The sequence below is a fragment of the Pontibacter russatus genome (assembly GCF_009931655.1).
Lineage (GTDB): Bacteria > Bacteroidota > Bacteroidia > Cytophagales > Hymenobacteraceae > Pontibacter > Pontibacter russatus.
In genome coordinates, this window is the sequence record NZ_CP047984.1 from 3,355,853 (window position 1) to 3,382,504 (window position 26,652).

21 protein-coding genes and 1 pseudogene are annotated in these 26,652 nt (G+C 52.3%); 17 read left to right on the top strand and 5 right to left on the bottom strand.

Features of this window, described 5'->3' with window-relative positions; all coding sequences use genetic code 11:
- Positions 1–28 precede the first annotated feature (28 nt).
- Positions 29–1,207: an acyl-CoA dehydrogenase family protein gene (locus GSQ62_RS13945; RefSeq protein WP_161890071.1), complete on the top strand. Its 1,179-nt coding sequence runs from the start codon at positions 29–31 to the stop codon at positions 1,205–1,207.
- Between the two features lie 145 nt (positions 1,208–1,352).
- Here the strand turns inward: GSQ62_RS13945 and GSQ62_RS13950 are convergent, their stop codons facing one another.
- Positions 1,353–1,856, bottom strand: a complete 504-nt coding sequence (locus GSQ62_RS13950) for a phospholipase D-like domain-containing protein (RefSeq protein ID WP_161890072.1) — start codon at positions 1,854–1,856, stop codon at positions 1,353–1,355.
- A 208-nt stretch (positions 1,857–2,064) separates the two neighbouring features.
- Between GSQ62_RS13950 and ruvB the strand changes: the two genes are divergently transcribed.
- Both ruvB and queG read left to right on the top strand, forming a co-directional pair.
- Positions 2,065–3,111: a Holliday junction branch migration DNA helicase RuvB gene (ruvB, locus tag GSQ62_RS13955; RefSeq protein ID WP_161890073.1), complete on the top strand. Its 1,047-nt coding sequence runs from the start codon at positions 2,065–2,067 to the stop codon at positions 3,109–3,111.
- Between the two features lie 227 nt (positions 3,112–3,338).
- Positions 3,339–4,225: pseudogene (gene queG, locus GSQ62_RS13960) on the top strand (tRNA epoxyqueuosine(34) reductase QueG).
- Here the strand turns inward: queG and GSQ62_RS13965 are convergent.
- Both GSQ62_RS13965 and GSQ62_RS13970 read right to left on the bottom strand, forming a co-directional pair.
- The gene (locus tag GSQ62_RS13965) at positions 4,226–4,420 is read right to left on the bottom strand and encodes a hypothetical protein (RefSeq protein WP_161890074.1); all 195 of its coding nucleotides are present in this window, start codon (positions 4,418–4,420) and stop codon (positions 4,226–4,228) included.
- 223 nt (positions 4,421–4,643) lie between these two features.
- Positions 4,644–5,822, bottom strand: coding sequence for a hypothetical protein (locus GSQ62_RS13970; protein ID WP_161890075.1), 1,179 nt, complete (start codon positions 5,820–5,822; stop codon positions 4,644–4,646).
- A 66-nt stretch (positions 5,823–5,888) separates the two neighbouring features.
- Here GSQ62_RS13970 and GSQ62_RS13975 point away from each other — a divergent pair, with 66 nt between their 5' ends.
- The gene (locus tag GSQ62_RS13975; protein ID WP_161890076.1) at positions 5,889–6,524 is read left to right on the top strand and encodes a DUF4230 domain-containing protein; all 636 of its coding nucleotides are present in this window, start codon (positions 5,889–5,891) and stop codon (positions 6,522–6,524) included.
- Positions 6,525–6,637: 113 nt separating this feature from the next.
- Here GSQ62_RS13975 and GSQ62_RS13980 read toward each other — a convergent pair whose 3' ends face one another.
- Complete coding sequence (locus tag GSQ62_RS13980; RefSeq protein ID WP_161890077.1) at positions 6,638–7,123, bottom strand: regulatory protein RecX; 486 nt, start codon at positions 7,121–7,123, stop codon at positions 6,638–6,640.
- 246 nt (positions 7,124–7,369) lie between these two features.
- Here GSQ62_RS13980 and GSQ62_RS13985 point away from each other — a divergent pair, with 246 nt between their 5' ends.
- From GSQ62_RS13985 to GSQ62_RS14020, 8 genes are all read left to right on the top strand, one after another.
- On the top strand, positions 7,370–8,242 hold the full coding sequence (locus GSQ62_RS13985) for a DMT family transporter (RefSeq protein WP_237586630.1): 873 nt from the start codon (positions 7,370–7,372) through the stop codon (positions 8,240–8,242).
- Positions 8,243–8,449: 207 nt separating this feature from the next.
- Positions 8,450–9,526, top strand: coding sequence for a calcium:proton antiporter (locus GSQ62_RS13990; RefSeq protein WP_161890078.1), 1,077 nt, complete (start codon positions 8,450–8,452; stop codon positions 9,524–9,526).
- A gap of 305 nt (positions 9,527–9,831) precedes the next feature.
- Positions 9,832–10,215 (top strand): hypothetical protein, encoded by a 384-nt coding sequence (locus GSQ62_RS13995; protein ID WP_161890079.1) that lies wholly within the window; start codon positions 9,832–9,834, stop codon positions 10,213–10,215.
- Between the two features lie 2 nt (positions 10,216–10,217).
- Complete coding sequence (locus GSQ62_RS14000) at positions 10,218–10,694, top strand: hypothetical protein (protein WP_161890080.1); 477 nt, start codon at positions 10,218–10,220, stop codon at positions 10,692–10,694.
- On the top strand, positions 10,660–11,076 hold the full coding sequence (locus GSQ62_RS20875; protein WP_237586631.1) for a type II toxin-antitoxin system ParD family antitoxin: 417 nt from the start codon (positions 10,660–10,662) through the stop codon (positions 11,074–11,076). Before GSQ62_RS14000 ends, GSQ62_RS20875 begins: the two co-directional genes overlap by 35 nt.
- Positions 11,069–11,368: a type II toxin-antitoxin system RelE/ParE family toxin gene (locus GSQ62_RS14010; RefSeq protein ID WP_161890081.1), complete on the top strand. Its 300-nt coding sequence runs from the start codon at positions 11,069–11,071 to the stop codon at positions 11,366–11,368. The genes GSQ62_RS20875 and GSQ62_RS14010 overlap by 8 nt, the downstream gene beginning before the upstream one ends.
- A gap of 171 nt (positions 11,369–11,539) precedes the next feature.
- The gene (locus GSQ62_RS14015) at positions 11,540–14,125 is read left to right on the top strand and encodes a DUF5686 and carboxypeptidase regulatory-like domain-containing protein (protein ID WP_161890082.1); all 2,586 of its coding nucleotides are present in this window, start codon (positions 11,540–11,542) and stop codon (positions 14,123–14,125) included.
- A gap of 221 nt (positions 14,126–14,346) precedes the next feature.
- A complete protein-coding gene (locus GSQ62_RS14020) occupies positions 14,347–14,661 on the top strand; it encodes a hypothetical protein (RefSeq protein ID WP_161890083.1) in 315 nt (104 codons plus the stop codon).
- Between the two features lie 54 nt (positions 14,662–14,715).
- Here the strand turns inward: GSQ62_RS14020 and GSQ62_RS14025 are convergent, their stop codons facing one another.
- Positions 14,716–15,666 (bottom strand): EamA family transporter, encoded by a 951-nt coding sequence (locus GSQ62_RS14025; protein WP_161890084.1) that lies wholly within the window; start codon positions 15,664–15,666, stop codon positions 14,716–14,718.
- Between the two features lie 233 nt (positions 15,667–15,899).
- Between GSQ62_RS14025 and GSQ62_RS14030 the strand changes: the two genes are divergently transcribed.
- From GSQ62_RS14030 to GSQ62_RS14050, 5 genes are all read left to right on the top strand, one after another.
- The gene (locus GSQ62_RS14030) at positions 15,900–18,356 is read left to right on the top strand and encodes a bifunctional UDP-N-acetylmuramoyl-tripeptide:D-alanyl-D-alanine ligase/alanine racemase (RefSeq protein WP_161890085.1); all 2,457 of its coding nucleotides are present in this window, start codon (positions 15,900–15,902) and stop codon (positions 18,354–18,356) included.
- A 263-nt stretch (positions 18,357–18,619) separates the two neighbouring features.
- Positions 18,620–18,871 (top strand): FeoA family protein, encoded by a 252-nt coding sequence (locus tag GSQ62_RS14035; RefSeq protein ID WP_161890086.1) that lies wholly within the window; start codon positions 18,620–18,622, stop codon positions 18,869–18,871.
- 7 nt (positions 18,872–18,878) lie between these two features.
- Positions 18,879–21,038: a ferrous iron transport protein B gene (gene feoB, locus GSQ62_RS14040; RefSeq protein WP_161890087.1), complete on the top strand. Its 2,160-nt coding sequence runs from the start codon at positions 18,879–18,881 to the stop codon at positions 21,036–21,038.
- An 898-nt stretch (positions 21,039–21,936) separates the two neighbouring features.
- The gene (locus GSQ62_RS14045) at positions 21,937–25,149 is read left to right on the top strand and encodes a SusC/RagA family TonB-linked outer membrane protein (protein WP_161890088.1); all 3,213 of its coding nucleotides are present in this window, start codon (positions 21,937–21,939) and stop codon (positions 25,147–25,149) included.
- Between the two features lie 28 nt (positions 25,150–25,177).
- A complete protein-coding gene (locus tag GSQ62_RS14050) occupies positions 25,178–26,632 on the top strand; it encodes a SusD/RagB family nutrient-binding outer membrane lipoprotein (RefSeq protein WP_161890089.1) in 1,455 nt (484 codons plus the stop codon).
- The last annotated feature ends 20 nt before the right edge of the window (positions 26,633–26,652 follow it).

A 26,652-nucleotide genomic window follows, 5' to 3' on the forward strand; every position in this document is an offset into this window, starting at 1 on the left:
CAACGACAAACAATTAACAACAAACCCCATGGCTTACGAATATGCAGGAGCACCTGATTATTTCAACGTCGACGAGTTGCTGACAGACGAGCACAAGCTTATCCGGCAGACGATGCGCGACTTTGTGAAGCGTGAGATCTCACCCTATATAGAGCAGTGGGCGCAGGAGGCGCATTTCCCCTCCGAGATCGTGAAGAAGTTCGGCGAGGTGGGCGCTTTCGGCCCGGCCATCCCCACGGAGTATGGCGGCGGAGGCCTCGATTACATCAGCTATGGCATCATCATGCAGGAGATTGAGCGCGGTGACTCGGGCATGCGCTCCACGGCCTCGGTGCAGGGCTCGCTGGTGATGTACCCCATCTATAAATACGGCTCTGAGGAGCAGCGGAAGAAGTTTCTGCCCAAGCTGGCGAGCGGCGAGTGGCTGGGATGCTTCGGCCTGACAGAGCCTGACTATGGCTCCAACCCCGGCGGCATGGTCACCAACATCAAGGATATGGGCGATCATTACCTGCTGAACGGGGCCAAGATGTGGATTTCGAACTCGCCGGAGTGCCAGGTGGCCGTGGTGTGGGCCAAAAATGAGGAAGGCCGCATCAAGGGCCTGATCGTGGAGCGCGGCATGGAGGGATTCTCCACCCCGGAGATCCACAACAAGTGGAGCCTGCGCGCCAGCACTACCGGTGAGTTGGTGTTTGATAACGTGAAAGTGCCGAAAGAGAACCTGCTGCCGAATATCGACGGCCTGAAAGGTCCGCTCGGCTGCCTCGACTCTGCCCGCTACGGTATTTCCTGGGGTGCCGTTGGTGCGGCCATCGACTGCTATGAATCTGCCCGGAAATACAGCCTGGAGCGCATCCAGTTTGATAAGCCAATCGGCGCTTTCCAGCTCACGCAAAAGAAACTGGCCGAAATGCTGACCGAGATCACCAAAGCGCAGCTGCTGGCCTGGCGACTGGGCGCGCTGATGAACGAAGGCAAAGCCACCACTCAGCAAATCTCAATGGCAAAGCGCAACAACGTGGATATGGCCCTGCACATCGCCCGCGAGGCGCGTCAGATACACGGCGGCATGGGCATCACGGGCGAGTACCCGATCATGCGCCATATGATGAACCTCGAATCCGTGATCACCTACGAAGGCACGCACGACATCCACCTGCTCATCACCGGTGCGGACATCACCGGTATTCAGGCGTTTAAATAGTCGTTGGTTCGTTTTTCGGGAGGGGATATATAGGCACGATACTGCCTTGACAGTTCAGTGAAGATTAGCCCCGCGGCAGACCTATCGGTGTGCGCTGCTCCCGCGAACGCCTGGAACGGGAAGAATGTCCGGAGCGCGAAGCCTTTCACCATGAATCTTCAAACGCGTTCCTGCTTTTGCCACCGGGGTTGTAACGCATCATGTCTTCCCACAACCGGCCAAATTCCCTGCTGTAGTCCTGCACAATGCCGGGGTTGTCCGTGATCAGGATGTTCTCGTGGTTATATAGGGCGGCGCTGCGGGTCCAGTTGTAACTGCCGGTCAGCACGCTTGTGCCGTCGAAAATAGCGAACTTGTGGTGCATGTGGCTGTTTGTTTTGTCTATCCGCACCTCCAGTCCCCTGGCAGCCAATTCCCTTATGTCTGAGCCTGTGTCGTGGAGCTTTTTGTTGTCGGTGATGATCCTGATGCGGACACCCCGGCGGTGGGCGTGCACGATAGCATCCGAAATACGGTCGTCGCTGATGGTGAATACACAGATGTTGATAGATTGGCTTGCCTCCTCTATGCTGGCGACAATAGCGTTGAGGCAATCGTCGCCGGGGCTGAAGAAGGCGTGGCTGGTGATATCTCTATGGGGTGATGGCATGGCTTCGGTGGTTACAGGTGAAGGTACTGGAGAGGGGAGAGTTTATATAGAAAATCCGTGGATTGCTAATTATGTTAGATTTATTAACTTTATATATAAAATAGTTAGCAAAAAGCAGTAAATTCGTAGGCTGATAGGGAGCAAATAAGCAGCCGCAACTGTTACCATTCAGTACAGCAGAAGCTGCAGAAAATCAGAAGAACAGAAGATGAGAGAAGATTATCTCACTGGCGAGAAAGACAACCTGACGCCAGCCGAACGTGATATAGACAAAGCGCTCCGCCCGCTCAGCTTCGCCGATTTCACAGGCCAGGCGAAGGTGGTGGAGAACCTTAAGGTGTTTGTGCTGGCGGCAAGGCGCCGCGGCGAGGCGCTGGATCACGTGCTGCTGCACGGCCCTCCGGGCCTGGGTAAAACCACGCTCTCGCACATCATCGCGGCAGAACTGAACTCGGGCATCAAGATGACTTCGGGTCCGGTGCTCGACAAGCCGAGCGACCTGGCGGGCTTGCTGACGAACCTGGAGGCGAACGACGTGCTGTTCATCGACGAGATCCACCGCCTGAACCCGATTGTGGAGGAGTACCTGTACTCGGCCATGGAGGATTACAAGATCGATATCATGCTGGACTCCGGCCCGAACGCGCGCTCCGTGCAAATCAGCCTGAACCCGTTCACGCTGATCGGAGCCACCACGCGCTCCGGCCTGCTGACGGCACCGCTGCGTGCCCGCTTCAGCATCAACAGCCGCCTGGAGTATTATGACTCTGAACTGCTGACCTCCATCGTGAAGCGGTCCTCCATGCTGTTGGGGGCGCCTATCCACGACGACGCTGCCTTTGAGATTGCCCGCCGCAGCCGGGGCACGCCGCGTATCGCCAACAACCTGCTGCGCCGCACCCGCGATTTCGCACAGGTAAAAGGCGACGGCACCATCTCGGTAGACATCGCAAAGTTCGCCCTGCACGCGCTGGACGTGGACCACAACGGCCTTGACGATATGGACAAGCGCATCCTGCTTTGCATCATCGACAAGTACAAGGGCGGCCCGGTGGGTATTTCCACCATCGCGACGGCCTGCGGAGAAGAGGCCGAGACAATAGAAGAGGTATATGAGCCGTTCCTGATACAGGAAGGCTATATAAAGCGCACCGCCCGCGGCCGCGAGGCCACGGAAGCCGCGTACAGGCACCTGGGCAAAATCCCGCCGCAGCATGTGGCGGCCACAGGGGGGCTGTTCGACCAGGAAAGTTAGAGCTGTTTGTGATTACGTTTATATATAAAAGAGCAGGCCCCAGGCCTGCTCTTTTTGTTGCTGCTCCCGCGAGCGTCTGGGACTGGTATATACCACTCATATACCATTCCGGATTTATTTTAGCGTAATTTTGGTGAGGCAATGAAACGCAGCATATTTTATCATTCATTTTGAACAAAGCAACCTACACCCATCTGATCAAGCAGAAAGCACAAGAACTGGGCTTCATGTACTGCGGTGTTTCCAACGCAGAGTTTCTGGAGGAGGAAGCGCCCCGGCTGGAGCGCTGGCTGAACCAGCGCATGCACGGACAGATGCACTACATGGAGAACCACTTCGACAAGCGCCTGGACCCGCGCCTGCTGGTGGAGGGGGCCAAATCGGTGGTGTCGCTGCTGCTGAATTATTTTCCGGAGAAGGGGGGCAACAGCCGGAGGAGGGCACCTACAGAATTTCGAAATACGCCTACGGCACCGACTACCATTTTGTCATCAAAGACAAGCTGAAAGAGCTGCTGCTATATATAAATGAGGAAATAGGAAAGGTGGGCGGCCGCTGCTTCGTAGACTCAGCCCCGGTGCTGGACAAAGCCTGGGCCAAGAGAAGCGGCCTGGGCTGGGTGGGCAAAAACAGCAACCTGATCACGCCGCAGGTCGGCAGTTTCTATTTCATCGCCGAGCTCATCATCGATCTGGAACTGGAGCCCGACGGCCCTATCAAGGATTATTGCGGCTCCTGCACGCGCTGCCTCGACGCCTGCCCCACCGGCGCGATCACCGAGCCTTACGTGGTGGACGGCAGCAAGTGCATCTCATACTTCACGATTGAGCTGAAAGACCAGCTGCCGCAGGAGATGGAGGGGAAGTTCGGGAACTGGGTGTTTGGCTGCGATATATGCCAGGACGTGTGCCCCTGGAACCGCTTCAGCAAGCCTCACCACGAGCCTGCCTTTGCGCCACACCCGCACCTGAAGGAGATGAAGGCAAGTGACTGGCAGGAGCTGACGCAGGAGGTGTTCTCGCAATTGTTCAGGAAGTCGGCTGTGAAGCGCACCGGCTATAACGGCTTGCTGCGCAACATCCGTTTTGTGGAGCAGCAAACAGAAGATAAGTAATTATTGGGCTTGCGATCTGGTGAAGACCCTGTTCAGGATGAGCAGGTACATCCCGGAGAACTGATCGTAGCACCACTGCTTGAGTTGCTGTAACTCTTCTGCTGCCAAAACTTTGAAGGCTTTTCGCAATTCCTTCTCAAACAGCATTTTATCAAAACTTACTTTTAATAAAATTGTCTTAATATACTCTAGCATCTTCTTGCGATACACGTTGATAGTTAAAAGTTTGTCTTTTATACGCAGCAAATTTATTGAAGTAAGTAGTCACTTACAAATTTATGTAAGGTATTTTAGATAATATGTAGTAACTTCTTGTTATGAAACACTTTAGAGTTCAAACATTGGGGCAAGACGTGGGAGGCTATAAGGGGAGTTATATATTAACTGCTTGTCTTATAATGCTGGGTGTAGGAAGAAGCTAATCCCCCGGCTTTGATCGCCACGTTTCCAGTTGCCAGCTTACTCCTGCGGCGCCAAAGGCAAACACCACAAACACCACGCTCATCAGGAATCGCCCGGTTTCGTTTTCGCTCGTGATAGTGGTGATAAAGGCCTGCTGCAGCACCAGCAGCACACCGAACATCCGAACCGGAAGCGCTGTATGATTCCGCAGCAAAGCTTTGGCCCCAAAAAAGTACATCGGGTAGAGGAGCAGTATAATCAGCGCATTGTGGAAGAAGGAGAAGAAAGGCTTCACATTTCCCCAGAACAGCAGGAAGCGCAAGGCAGACATCCTGAAAAAATAGGAGGTATTGTCGCGGACGAACACATATAGCTTCGTGAGCGGAGAGGCGTTAGCGGGAGGCATGATGATCGGTTTGTCGGAATGGACCAGCAGGCCCTTGTATAGGTAAATCACCTCGCCCTTTTCGTAGGTTTCCACCACCGTGAAAGACTGCAGCAGGTACTGGTCCACAACCAGAATGGCCGCAAGCGGCACTGTTATGACGGCCAGCACGAGCAACCGGCGGGCCCGCCTGGTCGGGGCCCCTATATAAACAACCGTGATCACGTACGCCATATAGGCCACCACCGCTATGAAGCCGTTTGGCCTGACCAGCGCCACATACAGCAGCACCGGGAGCGCCCACAGCGATTGCCTTAGAGAACCTGCCTTCACGACAATATAAAACCCAAACATCAGCAGGCTTATATACAACGACTCTGTCATCAGAAAGGCGTGGAAAAGCTGCAGGTCGTACCATATAATCAGCAGAAAGGTAGCCAGGGCAGGAGCGAGCGCATTGCCCGCCAGTAGTTTGGTGGTACGGTAAAAGTAGATAGTGGCGATGCCCGAGAGCAAGGTCTGCACAACAATGACCCCTTTCAGGCCGAGCCCCAGCTTAAACAGCAAGGCGAGAAACAGAGGGTAGCCCAGGTACTTGATATAATAGTTGTTGGCGAAGTGAAACTCACCGGCGATGGAGTGGGCATAAGTCAGGTACTCCCGGGAGTCGTCGGTGGTGCGGACGCCGTACTTGAAGAACAGCACCGTGTGCAGCACCGCCCAGAGCAGCGCCAGTGCCACCTGTATGCGGCTTTCGGTTGTGGTGCTTAGCTGAACTCTGGGCAGCAGCGCTTGTAACTTATTGGGCATGGTTTGTGTTGAAACTGCGTAAAAGTAAGATAATTTAAACGCGCATCTAAAACCTTATAACGCCGCATGTCCCTGTTCCGCCTCCTGTTCAGATTGCTTCCCTGGGTGCTCATCGTCATCGCTGGTGTTTTTTTCTGGCGCATCTTCGGGAGCTTTTTCAACAAGCCCGAGGAGAAGAAGGAGCCGGAGGTGGTGGTTAATTTCAACACGGTATTAACTTCGGTGGAGGATTTGGGGCGCATGGAGCTGGTGCGCTACAATTTTAAGGATGTGGTGGAGTACGAGAAGTCCGTCTCCCGCTTTATTCCGAATTCCAAGCTGGTGCTCATCGTGTCGGGCGAGGCGGTGGGCTGCGTGGACTTTTCCAAAATAACGCAGGCCGATATCCAGTTTCAGGGCGATACGCTGGTGCAGGTGGCCCTGCCCGCCCCCGAAATCTGCTATTACAAAGTGGACCACAGCAAATCCAAGGTTTTCAGCAAAGAGAACACGTACTTTCAGGATGCGGAACTGGTGGAGGAGGGGTATAAATACGCCGAGCAGAACGTGAAGAAGGCGGCCCTGAACTCCGGTATCCTGCGCCAGACCACCATGAACGCCGAGAAAATCCTGAAGCCCATGCTGGAGGAAATAACCGGCCGCCGCGTCGTGCTGGTGCCCCAGCGCAAGATTGGAAATCCGCAGCTCCCGCCGAAGCGGTAGTTGATTGCTGGTTGTTGGTTGTTGAATGGCTCAATGGTTGATTGAGATGAGCTATATATAAACCGCACCGCCCGCAACTCTCTAACTCTTTAACCTTATAGCTTTCTAACTCTCTAACTACCTTCCAGCCCTTTCAGCGCGTCCTGCACCAGATCGTTTTCATAGCCTTTGCTCACCAGGAAGTACGTCAGCTTCTGGCGGCGCAGGAAGGGGTTCTTCTCTTTTTCGGTGGCGTTCTTTTTCTCCAGCAGGCCCAGCAGGTTTTGCTCATATACCTCCGGGTCAATTTCCTTCATGCCCTGCTTGATGCAGTAGTCGGAGATGCCTTTGCTTTTCAGGCCCTGCGTTATCTTGCGGCGGCCCCACTTTTTCAGGCCGTACTTGCCGCGCACGTAGCTCTGCGCATAGCGTTCCTCGTCAATCAGCTTCTCCTGGCTCAGGCGCACAATCAGCTCTTCCACATCGTCCGGCTCCAGGCCATAGGTATATAGCTTGTCACGCACTTCCTGCTGCGTGCGCTCCTGGTAAGCGCAGTAGGCCGCCGCCTTCACCAAGGCTTCTTTGGGTGTATAATGCTTCTGCTTCTTTTCTCGGTCCAAATCTGAAGTGATTGATGCCTCTAATATAAACAATACGCGCCGGAGCTTGAAAGTTAGAGACTTAGAAAGTTAAATAGTTAGAGAGTTGAGAGGGAGGTGCGGTTTATATATAGCTCATCTCAATCAACCATTCAGCCATTCAACTATCAAACAACTCAGCAACCAGCAATCAGTAATTAAAAACCAGCAACCAACACAATCAACCAAAAATCCTGACCTTTGCAGCTTTGAAGAGAAAACAGGCCAATGCTTTCGAAGGGAGTACAATACATGCTGCTGTCTACGCTGTTCTTTTCGCTGATGAACGTCTGCGTGAAGCTGGTGTCGCACCTGCCGGCGGCGGAGGTGATCATGTTCCGGTCCGTTATCTCGCTTATCATCAGCTACGCCTACCTGCGCCGCGCGAGCGTGAGCGTGTGGGGCACCCATCATATATGGCTGGTGGCGCGGGGAGTGGCGGGGGCCACAGCGCTGCTCCTTTTCTTTAACACGCTCCAGCACATCCCGCTGGCCACGGCGGCCATGGTGCAGTATATGGCTCCCATCTTCACGGCTGTCCTGGGCATCTTTATCGTGAAGGAGCGGGTGCGGCCCTGGCAGTGGGTGTTTTTCGGGCTGTCGTTTGGCGGCGTGCTGGTGATTGAGGGCGTGGAGACAAGCGTGGACCCGTTTTACCTGTGGCTGGGCGTGCTGAGCGCCGTTTTCTCCGGCATCGCCTACACCATCGTCCGGAAGCTCAACACGAAAGAGCACCCGCTGGTTATCATCTTCTACTTCCCGCTGGTGACGCTGCCGGTGGTGGGTATATATAGCCTGTTCAATTGGGTGCAGCCCGAGGGCTGGGACTGGACACTGCTGTTGCTGGTGGGCCTGCTCACGCAACTGGGGCAGTACTACATGACAATGTCGTACCAGACGGAGGAAATCTCCAAAGTGGCCAACCTTAACTACATCGGGATTATATATGCGCTGCTGCTGGGCTACTTCCTTTTCGGGGAGCTGTTCAATGTGTGGTCGTATATGGGCATGGCGTTGGTGCTGCTGGGCGTGGCGCTGAATGTGCGCTACAAAAACCGACTGGCAAAACGGGAGGCGCTGGCGCAAAAAGTACTGCGGTAAAATTGTTCGCGAAGCCAGGTTAAGAGAACAAGTAACCGGGCATTTGTTATATTGCTTCTGGCGCATGGTATATGCGTTGTCCCGGCTGCGGCTGTCTGCCGAAGCTGGCAATAAATCGTATGCCTGTGTGTGCTGTTTGCAGGGCGGGCGCGATGTTCACGCAGCATTAGCTGAAAAATTATTTTTGACGTTTCACAAATAGATAAAATGAGAGCATTACTTCAGTGGACGACTATCATCCCGCTACTGGCCTGGCTGCTGTTTTTTTCCGGGCTTATATATGACAGCACCCTCTTCCAGCTGGTAGCGAGCGTACTGCTTATTTTCAGTGTGATGTCGGCGGTACACCACTCCGAAATAATCGCGGAGCGGGTGGGCGAACCTTACGGTACCATCATCCTGGCCATCGCGATAACGGTTATCGAGGTCTCCATCATCATATCCCTGATGATGTCAGAAGGGCAGGGAGCTGCCTCGCTGGCCAGAGACACCGTATATGCGGCCACCATGCTTATTCTGAACGGCATCGTCGGGCTTTGCCTGTTAATCGGCAGCATCAAGCATTACGAGCAGGATTTCTCCAAGCCTTCTGTCACCATTGCGCTGGTTTCGCTTATATCTATTATTGTTTTCACGCTGGTGTTCCCCACCTTCACAGAGAGCGTGGCGGGTTCCTATTATTCCAACCCCCAGCTTGTTTTCGCTTCTATTGCCTGCCTGGTTATATACTCCTGCTTCTTATTCGCGCAAACCCGGAAGTACCGGCAATACTTTCTGACGGTTGGCAAAGACGAAAACGAGGAAAAAGCAGTTCCCATCGTCATCACCAACAGGATGTTTTTCACGAGCCTGGTGTTCCTTCTTGTTTGCCTGGGGATTGTGGTGCTGTTGGCCAAAACGCTCTCGCCCACCATCGAAAGCATTATTACCAGCTACAGCCTTCCAAAGACCTTGGTGGGTATTGTCATCGCAGCCATTATTCTACTGCCCGAGGGCATTGCCGCCATCAACGCTGCCAGAAACAACCGGCTGCAGACCAGTTTAAATCTGTCGCTCGGCTCGGCCCTGGCAAGTATAGGCCTGACCATCCCGAGTGTGGCCATCGTCTGCATCCTCTATGATTTCAAAATCATTCTGGGTCTGGACATCAAATCTATCATCCTGTTAGGGCTGTCCGTGTTTACAGTGATGCTGTCGTTGAACAGCGGCAAGACAAATGTGGTGTACGGCGTGGTGCTGCTCGTGAACCTGTTTGCCTTTATATTCCTGATGATATACCCTTGATGAAGAAAACAACGCCATGCAGGAGCGGTATATAGGCAACGCAGGTTTTGTTTATATATAAGCGAGGTGCTGATACGCGCTACAAAACCGGCTGGCGAAGCGGGAGGCGCTGGCGCAGGAAGTTGTTGCGATAAAGTAGTTTGGAAAGCAGAATTATATGGATAAGTGGCTGCCGCTTTATATATTGCTTATATTATATAGTATATGCGTTAGCCCATTTACGATTATCTACCTGTATTTAGATGGCTAAACGTAATAACTTCATATATCCACTAGTTGTGTGTAATTTATAACAATAAAAAATAATGGCAAGAAATGTAATTATAAGAAAAAGGTCAGGCGGTATACTGTTCTTTGAGATTTTTGCTTTATCAATTTTCCTAAGTGTGCTTATTGTTCAAACTTATAAAATCAATTGGGCTTGGGGTGTAGTTGCTTTTATCGTTTTAACTTATGCCATTGTAGAGCTATTTTTCAGAGTAAAAGTATTTAGATATATCTTCTCCGTCTTGTTTTCTATGGTTTGGGGAGCAATTGTTTTCTCATTTACAAAAGGAATGGACGAAGCATCAGGACAAACATCTGGTCTAATAATGGGCTCAATTGGATTCTTGTTTGGCCTTTGGGCGCACCGTGACGAGTTTAGATTTAACAAAGACGCCAAAGTGGTTAATGTTGAGAGAAGATAAGAATGAACAATATCGCCTTTAATTACAGATTAATTGAAGAAACTTTCGACATAGCTGAAAAAGCCATTCTTGACAAGTCAAATATTGTTCAAATCATCTATAACGACTTTGACTGTACAACTTTTGATAGCAATAATAAAGCGACTTTGGACAGTTTAGCAGGTAACGCTATTATTTACTGTATTTGGTCAGGGAAAACACCAGCCGACTTTTCACCTAAATATATCGGTCATGCTGGAAAATTAATATCAAGACAGAGAATAAGGAATCACCTATCTAAAAAGCATTTAGCGACAGGCGCTCAACTTGACAGAATAAAATTAGAATTAGAGAATAAAAACAGTATTGGTCTGTCTTACTTAATAATTGAGCCAGATTACATGAGGAAACCTCTTGAAGATTGGCTCATAAGCAAGCATTCAGGCTTACTTGAATGGAATCAGGTTGGAAAAAGAAAAACTACACACAACAACGTGTAAACGTCAGCTTCGGCCGACGGCCTCGCCGTCGTTTATACAAGACGTTAAACGTAACTCTAATCCAGCAAGTCATATAGATGAGTTTGAAGAGTTACCAATATTTGGTAACTTCGATATGAAATTTAAAGCTATGGGACGTAACACATCGGTATCATTGGGAAATTACTTTGAAGATTTTGTTGAAAACAGAATCTTGGAAGGACGTTACAAAAATGCGAGCGAAGTTATTCGAGCCGGGCTTCGACTTTTGGAGGAAGAAGAAAACAAAGTTCAGGCATTGAAGAATGCAGTTCAGGAAGGGATTGAGAGCGGAATTGCGAAAGACTTCGATGCAAAAAGCCATTTAGAGATGTTAAAGGCCAGGAAAAGAAAAAATGGCTAAATACACTCTGACCAATAAAGCTGTCGAAGACCTTTCGGAAATTTGGAATTACACTTATGAAGCATGGTCCGAGAAGCAAGCGGATAAATATTATGAACTAATCATTGCTGCTTGTCAGGAAATAGCTGAGAACCCCACAAGTGGCAAAAATTATGATGAAATTTCAAAAGAAATCTTAGGGTTTGGAGTCGGCAAGCACATCATCTTTTATAGAACACCAGTTTTAAAAGATATTGAAGTAATCAGAATACTCCATGGGAGAATGGATTTAAGGAATAGGCTTGATAAATGAAAAACAACTGAAGCAAACTCCCAAGCCATATATAAAACACTCCACCTCAAACATTTCCAGCTGAATTCTGCGTTCTAAAACTATATCTCGTATTTTGAGAGATAGATGGAAACAGCACGACACAGAAGAAAATCCTTGCTCCGCCTCCCGTTGCTTTACACCCTGCCGCATATGCGCTACGCCTTTCTGTTTTTGCTGTTGTTCCTGCCGGTGCTTTCCATGGCAGGCGTGGTGCGCGGCCGCATCACCGACGAGAACGGGAAAGGCCTGCCCTTCGCCAGCATCTATATAAAGGAAACGGCCAGCGGCACCGCTTCCAACGAGGAGGGGCTGTATCAACTGCAGCTCCGCCCCGGCACTTACACCCTTGAGTTCAAATATGTCGGCTACCGCGCCAGGTTCGAGACCGTGACGGTGGGCGAGGGCACGCAGGAACTGAACATACAATTGCAGCCCGAGGTGCTGAACCTGCAGGAGGTAGTAGTGCGCGCCGCCGACGAAGACCCGGCCTACCGCATCATGCGCAACGCCATCCGGCTGCGCAAATACCACCTGAACGAAGTGAACGCCTGGCGCGCCCGCGTCTATATGAAGGGCGTGTACCGCCTGGACAAAGTGCCCTCCAAGATACTGGGCATCAAAATGGTGGATGTGGACACGGGCATCGTATACCTGTCGGAGTCGGTGTCGGAGCTGAGTTTTAAGAAGCCCGATAAGGTGAACGAGCGCATGATATCGAGCAAGGTGAGCGGTCAGAAGAAAGGCTTCAGTTTTAACCAGGCCTCCGAGATGAACGTCAGCTTTTACGATAACCTGCTGCAGGTGGAGGGGCTGAGCGAACGCGGCTTTGTGTCGCCGCTGGCCAACAATGCGCTTTTCTATTACCGCTTCGAGTATATGGGCGCTTTTCAGGAAGACGGGCGCACCATCAACAAGATAAAAGTCATCCCCCGCCGCAAAAACGACCCGGTTTTCTCGGGCCATATCTACATCGTAGACGGCACCTGGCGCATCCACAGCACCGACCTGCGGCTGACGAAAGACGCGGGCATCGACTTCGTGGACTGGATACGGGTGCGGCAAGTATATGCGTCGGTGGCGGAGCACGTCTGGATGCCGGTGTCGCAGCGCTTCAGCTTTGAGGCGGCGGGGCTCGGTTTCAAGGGCGGCGGCTATGCCATGGCCGTGTACTCCAGCTACAAAGTGCAGCCCGCTTACGCCCGGCCGCCGCAACTGCAGGAAGTGGAGCCGGAGCCAGAAGAGCAAGCAGCCGGGTCAAGGCCGGCTCCTCAAAAGGGAAAAATCAAAGTGATTGCCCCGGAGGAGATAGCGCCGGAAGCGCAGCAGCCGATACATGATGAGAAGCTGTTCAGCAGGGAAATTCTGGTGGTGGAGGAAGAAGCCAACGAGCGCGACTCGGCATACTGGGCGGCGGTGAGGCCGGTGCCGCTGACGCAGGAGGAGGTGACAGACTACCATAAAAAAGACAGTCTGGAAGTCATCAAGAAATCCCAGCCCTACCAGGACTCGCTGGACGGGGTGCGCAACGTGCCCTCTTTCGGCAATTTCCTGGTGCGCGGCTATACTTACTCCAACACCTACAAAGGCAGGTTCTTCGGCATCAACCCCGCCATAGGCGTTACGGGCGAACCAAGCATGCTGCAATATAATACGGTGGAGGGCGCTGTGGCTGACCTGCGGATGCAGTATACCCGGCGCTTCGAAGACCGCACCCGCTACGAGATTGCCCCGGCTGTGCGCTACGGTTTCGCAAACGAGAAGCTGAACGCCAAACTGCGCCTCACATACAACTACGACCCCATCGGCAACAGCACCATATCTCTGGAAGGAGGCCGGTACGTGGAGCAGATCAGCAGCGCAGAGCCTATCTCGCCGTTCGTGAACACCCTCTATACGCTGGCGGCGGAGCGCAACTATATGAAGCTGTACCAGCGCGATTTCGGACGCATCAGTTACCGCGGCGAACCTTTAAACGGCGTGTTCCTGAACGGCTGGCTCGATTACGCGCACCGCATGCCGCTACAAAACACAGCCGACTACACCCTCCGCGACCGCAGCGGGAGCGAGAGCCGCTTTACCTCCAACGTACCGCAAAATGCGGAGCTGCCAGATGCTTCCTTTTCGGCCCACGAGGCGCTGACGCTGAGCCTGAGCGTGAGTGTGCAGCCAGGGCAGGAGTATATCTCGCGCCCGGATAATAAAATCAACCTCGGCTCCAAATACCCCACCTTCTCGCTCGGTTACCGCACGGGTATTAAAGCGATGGGCAGCGATGTGCAGTTTCACACCGCCGCGCTCCGCATCAGCGATGAGATGGGCTTTGGCCTGCTTGGGCGCAGCAAATACAGCGTTACGGGCGGCACGTTCTGGGGCAAGAAGGCCATGTACCTGATGGATTACAAGCACTTCAACGGCAACCGCACCCTGTTCGCTGGTATATATGAAGGCTTCCAGTTGCTGGACTACTACCGCTACAGCACCAACAACCGCTACCTGGAGGCCCACTACGAGCACCACTTCAACGGCTTCCTGTTCAACAAAATACCGCTGTTCCGAAAGCTCAAGTGGCAGGAGGTGGGGAGCCTGAATTACCTGCACACGCAGGAGTCGCGCCATTACCTGGAACTGAGCGTGGGAATTGAGCACATCTTCAAAATCATCCGGGTTGATTTCGTGACCTCGTTTCAGGAGGGCAACAAGGCCAGAACCGGCATTACCGTCGGCGTCGGGTTTTGATGGTCTAATTGGTAGTTAATGGTTGTTAGATGGTTTGATGGCTAAATGGTTAAGTTGTTTAATGGTTGATTGAAACAGGCCATATATAAACGGCATCGCCCTCTCAACCCTTTAACTCTTTAACTTTATAACTCTCCAACTTTCCAACTCCCTGCCTCCCTATATAACTTATTTAGCCTGCAAGCCGTTAAAAATAGCTTAAGAACTAACGGAAAACAGACATGAAAATAGCATCAAAAATATACAAAACAGGGGCGGCAGTCGCTTTTGCGGCTGTTTTGGGCTTTGGCTGTAACGGCGAGCGTCCCGCTGCCAACCCCACCGACGACACCAGCACCTCAGAGGCCATCGTGGATATGACAGACGCCGAGCACCTGAACGAGCCGCGCCCGGCCGCCATCGGCGACACCGCCGTGACAGGGGAGCAGGCCGACCAGTTCGGGGACATGCCCTCTAACGTAGACTCAGCCGCCCGCGAGATGCAAGAGCTGGACAAGGAGAAGGAAAGAAAACAAAACCCGGGCCAGCAGCAGTAGAATATACCATATATAAGAGAAGCCCCGCCAGCGAACAAACTGGCGGGGCTCTTTTTATTTACCGACTGCCGTGGTGCCCACAGGCGGAATCACGAGCCCGTTGCCCCGCTTTTTGCGGCCCCCGGTGTTCAGGTTATAGATCACCACGGAAATAAAGATGAGGAGGTACGCCAGCAACTTGGTGGGTGTGGTTTCCTCATCGAAGTAAAAGAACGCCACCAGAAAATTGATGATGGGGTTGATGTACATCAGGATGCCGATGGTGCCGGAGGTCAGCTCTTTCAGGGCGAAGAGGTTGAGGAAGAGCGGCAGCACCGTAAACCCTGCGCTCAGCAAAGCAATGTTCATGAAAAAGTGTGTGCCCAGCGCCACAGTGCTGTCTCCTTTGAGGTAGGAGTAAAAGGGCGCCAGAAGCACAAAAGACAGCAACAGCTGCAGCGTGAGCAACACGATTTTGTCGTAGCCCCGCAGGATGCGCTGCGTAATCAGGTAAAAGGCATAGCTCAGCCCGATGAGCAGGCTGAACAGCAGGCTTGACAGTTCTCCCGTGCCCACCAGCACGCAGCTCAGGGCGCTTAGCCCGATTGCCAGCCACTGGTTCGCCCGCAGTTCCTCCTTCAGCAGCAGGAAGCCCAGCACCGCCGTCAGGATGGGGCAGAGCAGGTAAGAAAACGAGCCCGTCTGGATGTCGATATGGTTGATGACATATATAAACACTAGCCAGTTGATGGTGAGCAGCACGCCCCCTAAAAAGGTATATAGCATAAACTGTCGCCTGTCTTGTGGCGGCGCGTTCTTCACCTGCGCCACTGTTTCCTGCAGTTGCCCGCGCCGGAAAACCAAAGAGATTACCAGCAGCATCGCCACCGACAGCATCACCCGGAAGTACAGGATCTGCCCGCTGGGGTACGCAGCCAGCGCCTTGAGCGGAAAAGGGATAAAACCCCATATCACGAAGGCCGCGATGGCCGCCGCGTAAAATGGTTTCCTGTTTGTTGCTTCCATAGCGGGATATATAAAAAGAGTGCAAAGGTACGCATTTGCCGGTTGTTAAATGGCTGATTGTTGGTTGCTGATTGTTTGCTGTTGAATGGTTTGATGGTTAAATTGTTTAATAGTTGATGGCAGGCCATATATAAACGGCACGCCCACTAAACTTCCTGACCCTCAAACTTCCCTAGCTTTTTAACTTTCCAACTCCTTCGGCTATCTTTGGCGCGGGCCTCTTCAACCTATATATGCTTACGTTTCAGCAACTCCCTTCTATCGTGCAGGGCCGCGAGGTACAGGCCGTGCAGCCACTGCCCATCGTCCACCTGCTCACCGACAGCCGGAAACTTTCGCAGCCGGCAGGCACCCTGTTTTTTGCCATCCGGGGCCGGTACAACGACGGCCACAGATACCTGGCACAGCTATATATGCAGGGTGTGCGCCAGTTTGTGGTGGAGCAGGGCGAGCCGGAGGAGTTGAGGCAGCTATACCCGGAAGCAAACCTGCTGCTCGTGGAGAACGCATTGGAGGCGCTGCAGAAGCTGGCGGCCTGGCACAGGGGGCAGTTTCATATACCCGTAGTCGGCATTACGGGCAGCAACGGCAAAACCATCGTGAAGGAGTGGCTGGCGCAACTGCTCAGTCCGGACGAGATGGTGGTGAAAAGCCCGCGCAGCTACAATTCGCAGTTGGGTGTGCCGCTGAGCGTGTGGCAGCTGGACCAGCACCATACCTTCGGCATTTTTGAGGCGGGCATTTCGCAGCCTGGCGAGATGGAGAAGCTGCAACAAATCATCCGGCCTACGCTGGGCATCTTCACCAACATCGGCAGCGCCCACGACGAAGGCTTTGGCTCGCACCAACAGAAAGTGGCCGAGAAGCTGAAACTGTTTAAAGAGGTGGACCTGCTCTTTTACTGCGCCGACCATACCCTGATAGACGAGGCGGTACAGGCGCAGGGCATCACCTCCTTCACCTGGTCGCGCAGCCAGCCTGCAGATGTCTACATAACGGCTGCCACCACGGTCGGCCACAAAACCATTATCGAGTATATATATAAAGCTGAAAAGCAGCGGCTGGCCATTCCGTTCACCGACGAGGCCTCGGTAGAGAACGCGCTCCACTGCCTGGCGGTGCTGCTGTACCGCCGCCTGCCGCTCTCCGAGATACAGGACCGGCTGGACCGCCTGCACCCCGTGGCCATGCGCCTCGAAATGAAGGAGGCCATCAACGGCTGCTACCTCATCGACGACACCTACAACAACGACCTGGCCGGGCTGGCCATCGCCCTGGATTTGCTCGTGAACCAGCCGCAGCGGGGCAGGCGCACCGTTATCCTCTCGGACTTGCTGGAGTCGGGGCTGCCGGAGGAGAAGCTATACAGGCAGGTGGCGGAGTTGGTGCAGGCGCGGGGCGTGGAGCGGCTCATTGCCATTGGGGAGAAAATCAGCAGGTACAGCAGCCTGTTCCGCGTTCCGGCGGAGTTTTATATGTCCACCGCCGATTTTCTGGCGCAGTTTAACCCTGCCCGCTTTCGGGACGAGCTGATGCTGGTGAAGGGCGCGCGCGTGTTCGGGTTCGAGAAGATTGTGCAGGCCTTTCAGCAGAAAGTACACGGCACGGTGCTGGAAGTGAACCTGGATGCGCTGGTACACAACCTCAACTACTACCGCTCCAAGCTCGCCCCCGGCACCAGGCTGATGGTGATGGTGAAAGCCTTCGCCTACGGCAGCGGCAGTTTCGAGGTGGCCAACCTGCTGCAGTTTCACCGCGCCGATTACCTTGCCGTAGCCTATGTGGACGAGGGCGTGGCGCTGCGCGAGCAGGGCATTACGCTGCCCATCATGGTGATGAACCCCTCTCCCGACAGTTTCGCGAAGCTGCGGCAGTACAGCCTGGAGCCGGAGATATATGCCCTGGAGCAACTGCAGGCCTATATAGCTTCGCTGTCAGCTTCGGCTATATATAAAATACACCTGAAACTGGACACTGGCATGCACCGGCTGGGTTTTACGGAGGATGATTTTGATGCCCTTTTCGACTTGCTGCAGCAGCATCCCCAGGTGCAGGTGGTGAGCGCCTTCAGCCACCTGGCCGGGGCCGACGAGGCGGTGCACAACGATTTCTCGCAGCAGCAGATCAGCACTTTCAGGAAGATGGCCGCGGTGGTAGAAGGGCGATTGGGCTATCGAGTAATCAAGCATATCCTGAATTCGGCGGGCATTGTGCGCTTCCCGCAGCACCAGCTGGATATGGTGCGCCTGGGCATCGGCATATATGGCGTGGAGGCCACCGGCGACGAGCAGGAGGCGCTGCGGCCGGTCAGCACGCTTAAGACCACCGTGTCGCAGGTGAAGCACATACGGCAGGGCGAGACGGTGGGCTACAGCCGCAAAGGCGTGGCCGACGCCGACAAGACCATCGCCACCATCGCCATCGGCTACGCCGACGGCTACGACCGCCGCTTCAGCAACGGCACCGGGCAGGTGCTCATCCACGGGCAGCGCTGCCCCATTATTGGCAACGTGTGCATGGACATGTGCATGGTGGACGTGACAGGCCTGGAGGTGAAAGCCGGCGACGAAGTGATTCTGTTCGGGCCGCAGCTGACGTTGGTGGAGCTGGCCAAAAGCATCGGCACCATTCCGTACGAGCTGCTCACCAACGTCAGCAGCCGGGTGAAGCGGGTTTTTTACTCGGAGTAATTGCGGATTTGAAGATTTGGAAATTGGAGGATTTGGAAATTATTTTATTCACTTTTTAACCATTTAACCATTCTCTGCACTCCTAAATCTTCCATTATTTCCATTTCCACACCGTCAAATTTCCAAATCCTCAAATCCGGTAAATAGCTCATTTCCACATCTCCACCTCTTCAGATTTCCAAATCTGTAATTCTTTTGCTTTAGTACAAAACACCTTGTAACTTGCAGTTGTTTATAACAAGTCTAAATAAGCAGAAGGAAACGTGCGAAAAAAAGCAGAACAGAAGCCGGGGCAGAAAAGTGTGCGCGACCTGAAAATAGGGGAGCAGGGCGTGATTTGCTGCCTCAACGACCCCGAGATGGGCCTGAAGCTGCTTGAGATGGGATGCATTCCGGGTACGTCGGTAAAGTTGAACAGCCGTGCGCCCCTGGGCGACCCCATCACGATTATCGTCAACGACTATACCCTGTCCCTGCGCCTGGACGAAGCCGAGACCATATTGCTCAAGCAGTAACCTAATTATGACTGTCGTAACTACCCAGCCAGATTTACCGCCGCGTGTCGAAGCGCCCCCCGTGCAGCCGCTTGTGGCCAGGGTCGCCCTCATCGGCAACCCGAACTCCGGCAAAACCTCGCTGTTTAACCAACTGACGGGCCTCAACCAGAAGGTCGGCAACTTTCCGGGTGTTACGGTAGACAAAAAGACAGGCTACAGCCAGCTCACGCCAAAACTGAAGGTGCAGATGATAGACCTGCCGGGTACCTACAGCCTGTACCCCAAGTCTCTGGACGAGCGCATCATCATCGACCTGCTCTACGACCCGAAGTCGGCCCACTACCCCGACCTGATCATCGTCACCGCCGATGCGTCTAACCTGAAGCGCAACCTGCTGCTGTTCACACAACTGGCCGATTTGCAGATACCGGCGGTGCTCGCCCTGAACATGGTGGACGTGGCCGAGCAGGAGGGTGTGAAGATAGACATCCCGGCCCTGCACAGGGAACTGGGCGTGCCCGTTATCCCGATGAATGCCCGGAAGGGCAAGGGCGTGGCGGCGCTGAAAATCCTGATGACGCAGCAGCCGGAGCCCACAAAGGTGAAATTCTACGAGGCGCCAGCCGAACTGCAGCCGCTGCTGCAGAAGGTAAAGGCAAGGTTCGGGCTGAAAAATGATTACCTGGCGCTGCAGTACGCGCACCATCACAAAAGCCTGAAATTTCTGAAAGAGGAGGACGTGGCGTGGCTCGACGAGCAGCTGCAGCAAAACGGCTTCCACTCCATCACCCTGCAGTCCAACGAGACGGTTGCCCGCTATACCCGCATCAACGAGATGCTGCTGGATGTGGTGCGCGTGGAGAAGACCGCCAAAGGGGAGAAGTTCAGCAACCGCCTCGACCAGATCCTGACGCACAAGATTTTCGGTTACCTGATTTTCTTCACCATCCTGTTCCTCATCTTCCAGGCCATTTTTGCCTGGGCGAGCTACCCCATGGATCTCATCGATCAGGGCATCGCCAGCCTGAACAGCCTGATCCAGGATAACTTTGAGGGACCGCTGGTGAACCTGCTGACCGAGGGCGTGATTGCCGGCCTGGGTGGCGTGCTGATCTTCGTGCCGCAGATCGCTATCCTGTTTGCCTTTATCGCCATCCTGGAGGAGACGGGCTATATGGCCCGCGTCACGTTCATGATGGACAAGATCATGCGCAAGTTCGGACTGAACGGCAAGAGCGTGGTGCCCCTGATGTCGGGTGTGGCCTGCGCCGTGCCCGCCGTGATGTCGGCCCGGACGATCGAGAACTGGAAAGACCGCATGATCACCATCTTTGTGACGCCGCTGATGAGCTGCTCTGCCCGCATTCCGGTATATACCGTGCTGATTGCGCTGGTGGTGCCGGAGAAATACTACCTCGGTTTCCTGAACCTGCAGGGCCTGGTGCTGATGGGCTTATATATCATCGGTTTCCTGGCGGCCATTTTCTCCGCGCTGCTGCTCAAAACCATCCTGAAAGCCCGCGAGCGCAGCTACTTCATCATGGAGTTTCCGGTATATAAGATGCCGCGCTGGAAGAACGTGGGCCTCACGATAGTAGAGAAATCCAAGGCCTTCGTTTTTGAAGCCGGTAAGGTGATTGTGGCCGTGTCCATTATCCTGTGGGTGATGGCCTCGTACGGTCCCGGCGACAACATGGAGCAGGCCCGTGCGCTGGCGCTTACCGAGGCGCAGGCCCGGAACCTGACGGAGGTGCAGACCGAGAACCTGATCGCCTCGCATCAACTGGAGTCTTCCTACGCCGGTGTGGTCGGCCACGTGATAGAGCCCGTCATCCGGCCGCTGGGCTACGACTGGAAAATCGGGATTGCCCTGCTTACCTCTTTTGCGGCCCGCGAGGTGTTTGTCGGCACTATCTCTACTATATATAGTGTAGGCGAGGAAGAGAACGTGAGCACCATCAAAGAAAAGCTGATGGCGGAGAAGGATGCCAACGGCGATCCGTTCTTCACGCCCGCCCGCGGTTTCTCCCTCATGATCTTCTACCTGTACGCGATGCAGTGTGTGAGTACGCTGGCCATTGTGCGCCGCGAGACCAAAAGCTGGACGTGGCCCCTGGCGCAGCTGTTATATATGAGCGGCCTGGCCTATGTCATGGCCTTCATTACGTATCAGGCGCTGAGTTAATTTTGCAGCCCTGTAAGCAGCCTCCGGCTATATATAGTTATATAGTCCGAATGCCGTGTGTACCGTCCTGCTGCAGGAGTTATATGCCGGAGCAGGCGCTGCGACACTATCGTGATTGTCTCGTATAACATCATATATATAGACTCAAGAGGAAAGCGAGCGCCGCAGGAGCCTCTGTTTTGTCCCTGCTAAAATTTTTTTTGAGCTTTCTGATGTTGGGCTGCACATTTTCCGGCTATACCGGATGGGTTATCCGCAGTTGGTGGGCTACTGTGAGAGTGGCAATAAAATGCTTGGTTTGTTAAGGAAATATTCAGGTATCGATACAAAAATTATTTTAATGATTACAGCGAAAAAGAATCGTGGGATATAGATAAATTAAATATCTGCTTTTTAAAATGTTAAGCTTGCTAAAGTTGGCGGTGAGTAAAACAAAAGGTATGCATGTATACATTAAATATTTGTAAATACGAACTTATTTAAATAAACTTGGTGTAAATCTCTGCTTGAGGAACCACGGCATATGGATAAAGCTTTACTCTTAAAACCTACTCATCAAATTCCGCGCAATCTTTTTTCAGTCATAAAACGCCCCTTTTCCTGAAGGCGGCGGGATGACTGGTTGCGCGGCTGCATGCAAGTCTTTGCCATGGCATGCGCCCCTGCCTCGTCTCTCGGCTAATGCGCTGCAAGGCCTGATGCTTCACAGCTTGGCTTACTGCCAGTTCAGCATGCTTGCCTAGCCAGACACTGACACACGGATTCGGCGATAACTATATCACCCTGATATCAACAGATTCATACCGTTTACACTCCGCCTGGGCCTGCCGAAGGTCTGTTTCACTTGCTATATTATATGTTAAATTTTTATCAAACACTTACTTAAACAAACAACACAATGAAGAAAGCTCTAATGTTATGTTTTTTTCTGGTCTCCGTCCTGCTGCAACAGGCGATGGCCCAGAGCAGAACAGTAACAGGTACAGTAACTGACCAGTCTACTGGGCAGCCACTGCCCGGTGTTGCTGTAATCGTTAAAGGAACCACCGTAGGTACCACCACCGGTATAGAAGGTAACTATACCATCAATGTGCCGGAAGGTAACAATACCCTGGAGTTCCGGTTTATTGGGTATACCAATGTGGAGCGTGCCATAGGCAATGCCAGCACAATTGATGTGGCCTTGTCGACTGACACAGAACAACTCTCAGAGGTTGTAATAACGGCTCTTGGTGTCGAGCGGGAAGAACGCTCACTTGGTTATGCTGCCAGCACAGTTCAGAACGAAGAAATAACAAAAGGCCGCTCTACCAGTCCAATGAATGCCCTGCAGGGGAAAGTTGCCGGGGTAAACATCTCTGCCGCTTCAGGCGCTCCTGGTGCGTCTACCAAGGTAGTGCTTCGTGGATATTCTTCTATCGGGGGAAACAACAACCCGCTTTATGTGGTAGATGGCGTTCCGGTAAACAACAGTGCCGGTAACTTTGCCGAAACCACTATTCCAGGTGATGTGAACAGAACACAGGATTTTGGTAACCGCGCCAATGACATCAACCCAGACGACATCGCTTCTATTACAATACTGAAAGGTGCGTCAGCCACCTCTTTGTATGGCTCACGGGCAGCGAACGGTGTGATTTTGATTACAACTAAGAAAGGCAGAATAGGGGAGAAGCCGCAGGTTAGCGTAACAAGTTCTGTTACTGCCTCAAGGCCATTGTTTCTTCCACAATTGCAGAACATGTTCGGCCAGGGCTGGAGCGGTACATTCAATTCGCAGGAAAATGGTAGTTGGGGGCCAAGGCTGGATGGCAAAGACAGACTCTGGGGGAACGTTGTAGATAACTCTCAGCAGTTAAAGCCGTTTGCTGCTCAAGAAGACAACCTGAAAGACTTCTTTGAGACAGGTACTGCTTTCCTGAATACAGTGGCGGTTAGTGGCGGCACTGAGAAATCCACTTATTACGTGTCATATAGTAATGCCAACGAAGACGGTATCATTCCAACGGATGCAGACTCGTACAACCGAAATACTCTCTCCGTAAGGGGTTCAACTAAGGGAGAACGCCTCTCAGCTTCGTCCAGTTTAAACTTTGTTAGAAAGGATGCGTCGGTGGTAACCACAGGCCAAGGCGGCGGCGGTACTACTATGTTCCAGGAAATCATACAAATACCCCGCGATATGAGCATTGTGGATTTTGAAGATCTGGACTTTCCGTTTAACACAAATGACAATTACTTTACGCTGTATGCGCAAAACCCTTACTGGCCGTTGAAGCGCAACGGCAATGACTTTGAGGAAAATCGTCTTTATGGTAACGTAACCTTAGATTATGAACTGACACCGTGGTTGACTGCTTCTTTCAGAGGGGGTGGTGATGTTGCAAACGGCGTGCTGAAAGACTGGATTGCACCCTACACATTAACACCAGGAAGCCCAAATGCAACGTCCTCTCCTTCTGAGGGATATGTTGCCGAAATTACTAGATATGCCAGTGAGTTGAACGGAGACTTCATCCTTTCTACGAATAATGACCTGACCGAAGACATCCACCTGAACAGTTTAGTAGGTGCTAACGTGAACGAACGTAGGTTCAAAAACATCACAGCATCTGTCACAAACCTAAGCCTGCCTGATTTCTTCGATCTGTCTAATACAACCAACCCAGTTGAGGCGAATACAACTGTTTCGGAGAGGAGATTGCTAGGCGTATATGCCCAGACCGAGTTCTCGTACAGAGATTACCTGTACCTGACACTGAGTGCTCGTAACGACTGGTCCTCTACATTACCGGAAGACAATAATTCCTTCTTCTATCCTGGTGTGAATGCCAGCTTTGTATTCACGGATATGATAGAGACGCTCCCTTCAGCTATCACCTTCGGAAAGGTAAGAGCCGCCTGGGGGCAAACCGGTAACGATGCGGACCCATACAGCATCAGACCAGTTTTTATTCCAGGAACCACTTCGCTTGGTTTTGGTGATATTAATTTCCCGATAGGTGGTATCAGTGGCTTTGAGGTTTCTAACCAGATAGGTAACAACGAATTACAGCCTGAGATCACAACAGAATATGAATTTGGCGTTAACTTCGGGTTGTTAGACAACCGCCTCAATTTTGACCTTGCCTACTACAACAGAACTACAACAGACCAGATTTTAGCCGTACCGGTAGATCCCTCCACTGGATACACCACCCAGGTGCTGAACTTTGGTGAAGTGCAGAATAAGGGAATTGAGCTACTGGTGAATGCTACTCCGGTGCAGACAAATGATTTTACCTGGGACTTGCGTTACACTTTCTCCAACAACCGCAACGAAGTGTTGGAACTGAGAGAAGGGCTCGAAGAGGTATTGCTAACTGATATTTACGGTATTGATTTTGTTGCTGAAGTAGGAGAGCCACTTGGTGTGTTCAAGGGGCCAGACTACCTGAGAGACGCTGCTGGCAACATCATCGTGAATGAAAGCACTGGCTTCCCGCTAGAAGGCGACCGAATAACCTACGGAAATGCTCAGGCAGATTACCTAATGGGTCTGTACAACACAGCGAGCTATAAAGGGCTGTCCTTATCCTTAGGTTTCGACTATAGAACAGGAGGCCTGTTCTATTCTTACACGCAGCGCTTAACACAGTTCGTGGGTAACTCAACCAATACACTTTACAACGAGCGTGCGCCGTTTATTGTCCCTAACTCTGTGGTAACAGTAGACGCCGATGGAGACGGTGTTCCGGATGAAGATGACCAAGGAAACCTGATTACAACAGAAAATACTACGCCAATAGATGCCGCAAGTGTAGTTGATTACTGGAATGACAACAGCAACCCTCCTATTGAGCGAGAGCACTTGAGAGACAGGGGATTCCTAAAGTTAAGAGAGTTAACTCTAGGTTATACCCTACCTACTTCTCTTCTAGAAAAAACCCCTTTCTCAGCAGCAAACATAAGCCTGATAGGCCGCAATCTGTTTGTTTGGACAGAGGGTAACAATAACATCATAGACCCTGAGTCTACTACTTTTGGCAATGACCTCTTGAGTGAATTCGGTGAGTTTGCTGCCGGACCAACTACAAGAAGCTATGGCGTAAGTGTTAGATTAACTTTCTAGGGACTTAACCAGTTAAATTTACAGAAGAATGAAAAAAATAATAAGAACAATAGGAATTGCCCTTTCGCTGCTGATAACCTCAACAGCATGCGATAAAGATGAATTTCTAGATGTAAATACAGACCCTAACAACCCAGCGAGCGCTCCTATTGAGCTTGTTTTCCCTGCCGCCGTTATTTCCACAGCGGGTACGGTAGGTGGGCAGTATGCCATCCTGGGAGGTATCTGGGCGCAGTATTATACACAGAACAACGGGTCAAACCAGTACAAGGAGATTGATCAGTACAACATTACACCTTCAACTTCAGCCTTCAGCAATAGATATACAGAGCTGTATTCTGGCGCTTTGAATGATTACGACTATGTGATTGAGCAGGCAAGGGAAGCTGAAAATTGGAACGCCTATTTGATGGCCACTGCGATGCAGGCTTACACCTTCCAAGTGTTAACGGACTTGTATGACGATATTGCGTTTGATGAGGCGCTTCGGGGAGACGAGGGCATCGCAAATCCGATGTTTAGATCAGGAGAGGCTGTATACGATTCGTTGATTGTGCGAATCAACGATGCCTTAGCCAAGGAAATAACAGCACAGGCTGTCCCTAGCCTGGCGCAGGCCGACATTGTGTTTGGCGGGGAGATGACTGACTGGGTTCGTTTTGCAAATACGCTGAAGCTCAAAATTTACCTTCGCCAGATTTATGCCCGACCTGATGTGGCGGAAGCCGGATTGAGATCATTGTATGAGGGTGGTGCCGAGTTTTTGGCCGAGCCTGCAGCTGTTGACATTTTCGAGGACCGTACCTCAGCCAGAAATCCGTTGTATGAGATGGACCAAAGCACAGCCCTGAACACAAACCAGAACCTAAAGGCCAGCGAGACTTTGTTTAACTACCTAGTGGACGACGAAGGCTTCCGGGACTCTGTGCGACTGAAGGCGCTTTACCGGCCTGCTGCTAAAGGTGGGTACAAGCCAATGGAGCAAGGCACCTTTGACCTTCCAACAACTTCCTTAGACCCACTAACTACATCCAGGGCGTTGATTGAGCCTACTGCACCAGTTTACTTTATATCTGAGGCCGAAAGTTACTTCCTGCAGGCCGAAGCCGCGCTCCGTGGCTTTGGTTCAGCAAGTGCAGAGGAACTATACAATCAAGGCGTGGAGGAAGCTTATGACCAGCTTGGACTGGAAAGGCCTGAGGGTGCTTATGAATTCCCGGTAGGCGGAAGCTTTGAGGAGAAACTGGAGGCAATCATCGTTCAGAAATGGGTGGCGCTTGCTGGCACTTACCAAGGCCTGGAGGCCTATTTTGAGATACTCCGCACTGGTTACCCAGACTTTCTGAACTATCCGGCAGGGGGCGTGACAGGAGGGGTGTTCCCAACAAGATTGCCTATACCTAATATCGTTACACAGCGGAACCCCAATGCGCCGCAGAAAGCAGAGCCCATCACCTCACCTGTGTGGTGGGACGTCAACTAGGTGGAACCATTTGAACATTT

Bases quoted from the DNA above. Each gene is read 5' to 3' on its own strand.
- GSQ62_RS13945 (WP_161890071.1), top strand. From the start codon at position 29: ATGGCTTACGAATATGCAGGAGCACCTGATTATTTCAACGTCGACGAG.
- GSQ62_RS13950 (WP_161890072.1), bottom strand. From the start codon at position 1,856: ATGCCATCACCCCATAGAGATATCACCAGCCACGCCTTCTTCAGCCCC.
- ruvB (WP_161890073.1), top strand. From the start codon at position 2,065: ATGAGAGAAGATTATCTCACTGGCGAGAAAGACAACCTGACGCCAGCC.
- GSQ62_RS13965 (WP_161890074.1), bottom strand. From the start codon at position 4,420: ATGCTAGAGTATATTAAGACAATTTTATTAAAAGTAAGTTTTGATAAA.
- GSQ62_RS13970 (WP_161890075.1), bottom strand. From the start codon at position 5,822: ATGCCCAATAAGTTACAAGCGCTGCTGCCCAGAGTTCAGCTAAGCACC.
- GSQ62_RS13975 (WP_161890076.1), top strand. From the start codon at position 5,889: ATGTCCCTGTTCCGCCTCCTGTTCAGATTGCTTCCCTGGGTGCTCATC.
- GSQ62_RS13985 (WP_237586630.1), top strand. From the start codon at position 7,370: ATGCTTTCGAAGGGAGTACAATACATGCTGCTGTCTACGCTGTTCTTT.
- GSQ62_RS13990 (WP_161890078.1), top strand. From the start codon at position 8,450: ATGAGAGCATTACTTCAGTGGACGACTATCATCCCGCTACTGGCCTGG.
- GSQ62_RS13995 (WP_161890079.1), top strand. From the start codon at position 9,832: ATGGCAAGAAATGTAATTATAAGAAAAAGGTCAGGCGGTATACTGTTC.
- GSQ62_RS14000 (WP_161890080.1), top strand. From the start codon at position 10,218: ATGAACAATATCGCCTTTAATTACAGATTAATTGAAGAAACTTTCGAC.
- GSQ62_RS14010 (WP_161890081.1), top strand. From the start codon at position 11,069: ATGGCTAAATACACTCTGACCAATAAAGCTGTCGAAGACCTTTCGGAA.
- GSQ62_RS14015 (WP_161890082.1), top strand. From the start codon at position 11,540: ATGCGCTACGCCTTTCTGTTTTTGCTGTTGTTCCTGCCGGTGCTTTCC.
- GSQ62_RS14020 (WP_161890083.1), top strand. From the start codon at position 14,347: ATGAAAATAGCATCAAAAATATACAAAACAGGGGCGGCAGTCGCTTTT.
- GSQ62_RS14025 (WP_161890084.1), bottom strand. From the start codon at position 15,666: ATGGAAGCAACAAACAGGAAACCATTTTACGCGGCGGCCATCGCGGCC.
- GSQ62_RS14030 (WP_161890085.1), top strand. From the start codon at position 15,900: ATGCTTACGTTTCAGCAACTCCCTTCTATCGTGCAGGGCCGCGAGGTA.
- feoB (WP_161890087.1), top strand. From the start codon at position 18,879: ATGACTGTCGTAACTACCCAGCCAGATTTACCGCCGCGTGTCGAAGCG.
- GSQ62_RS14045 (WP_161890088.1), top strand. From the start codon at position 21,937: ATGAAGAAAGCTCTAATGTTATGTTTTTTTCTGGTCTCCGTCCTGCTG.
- GSQ62_RS14050 (WP_161890089.1), top strand. From the start codon at position 25,178: ATGAAAAAAATAATAAGAACAATAGGAATTGCCCTTTCGCTGCTGATA.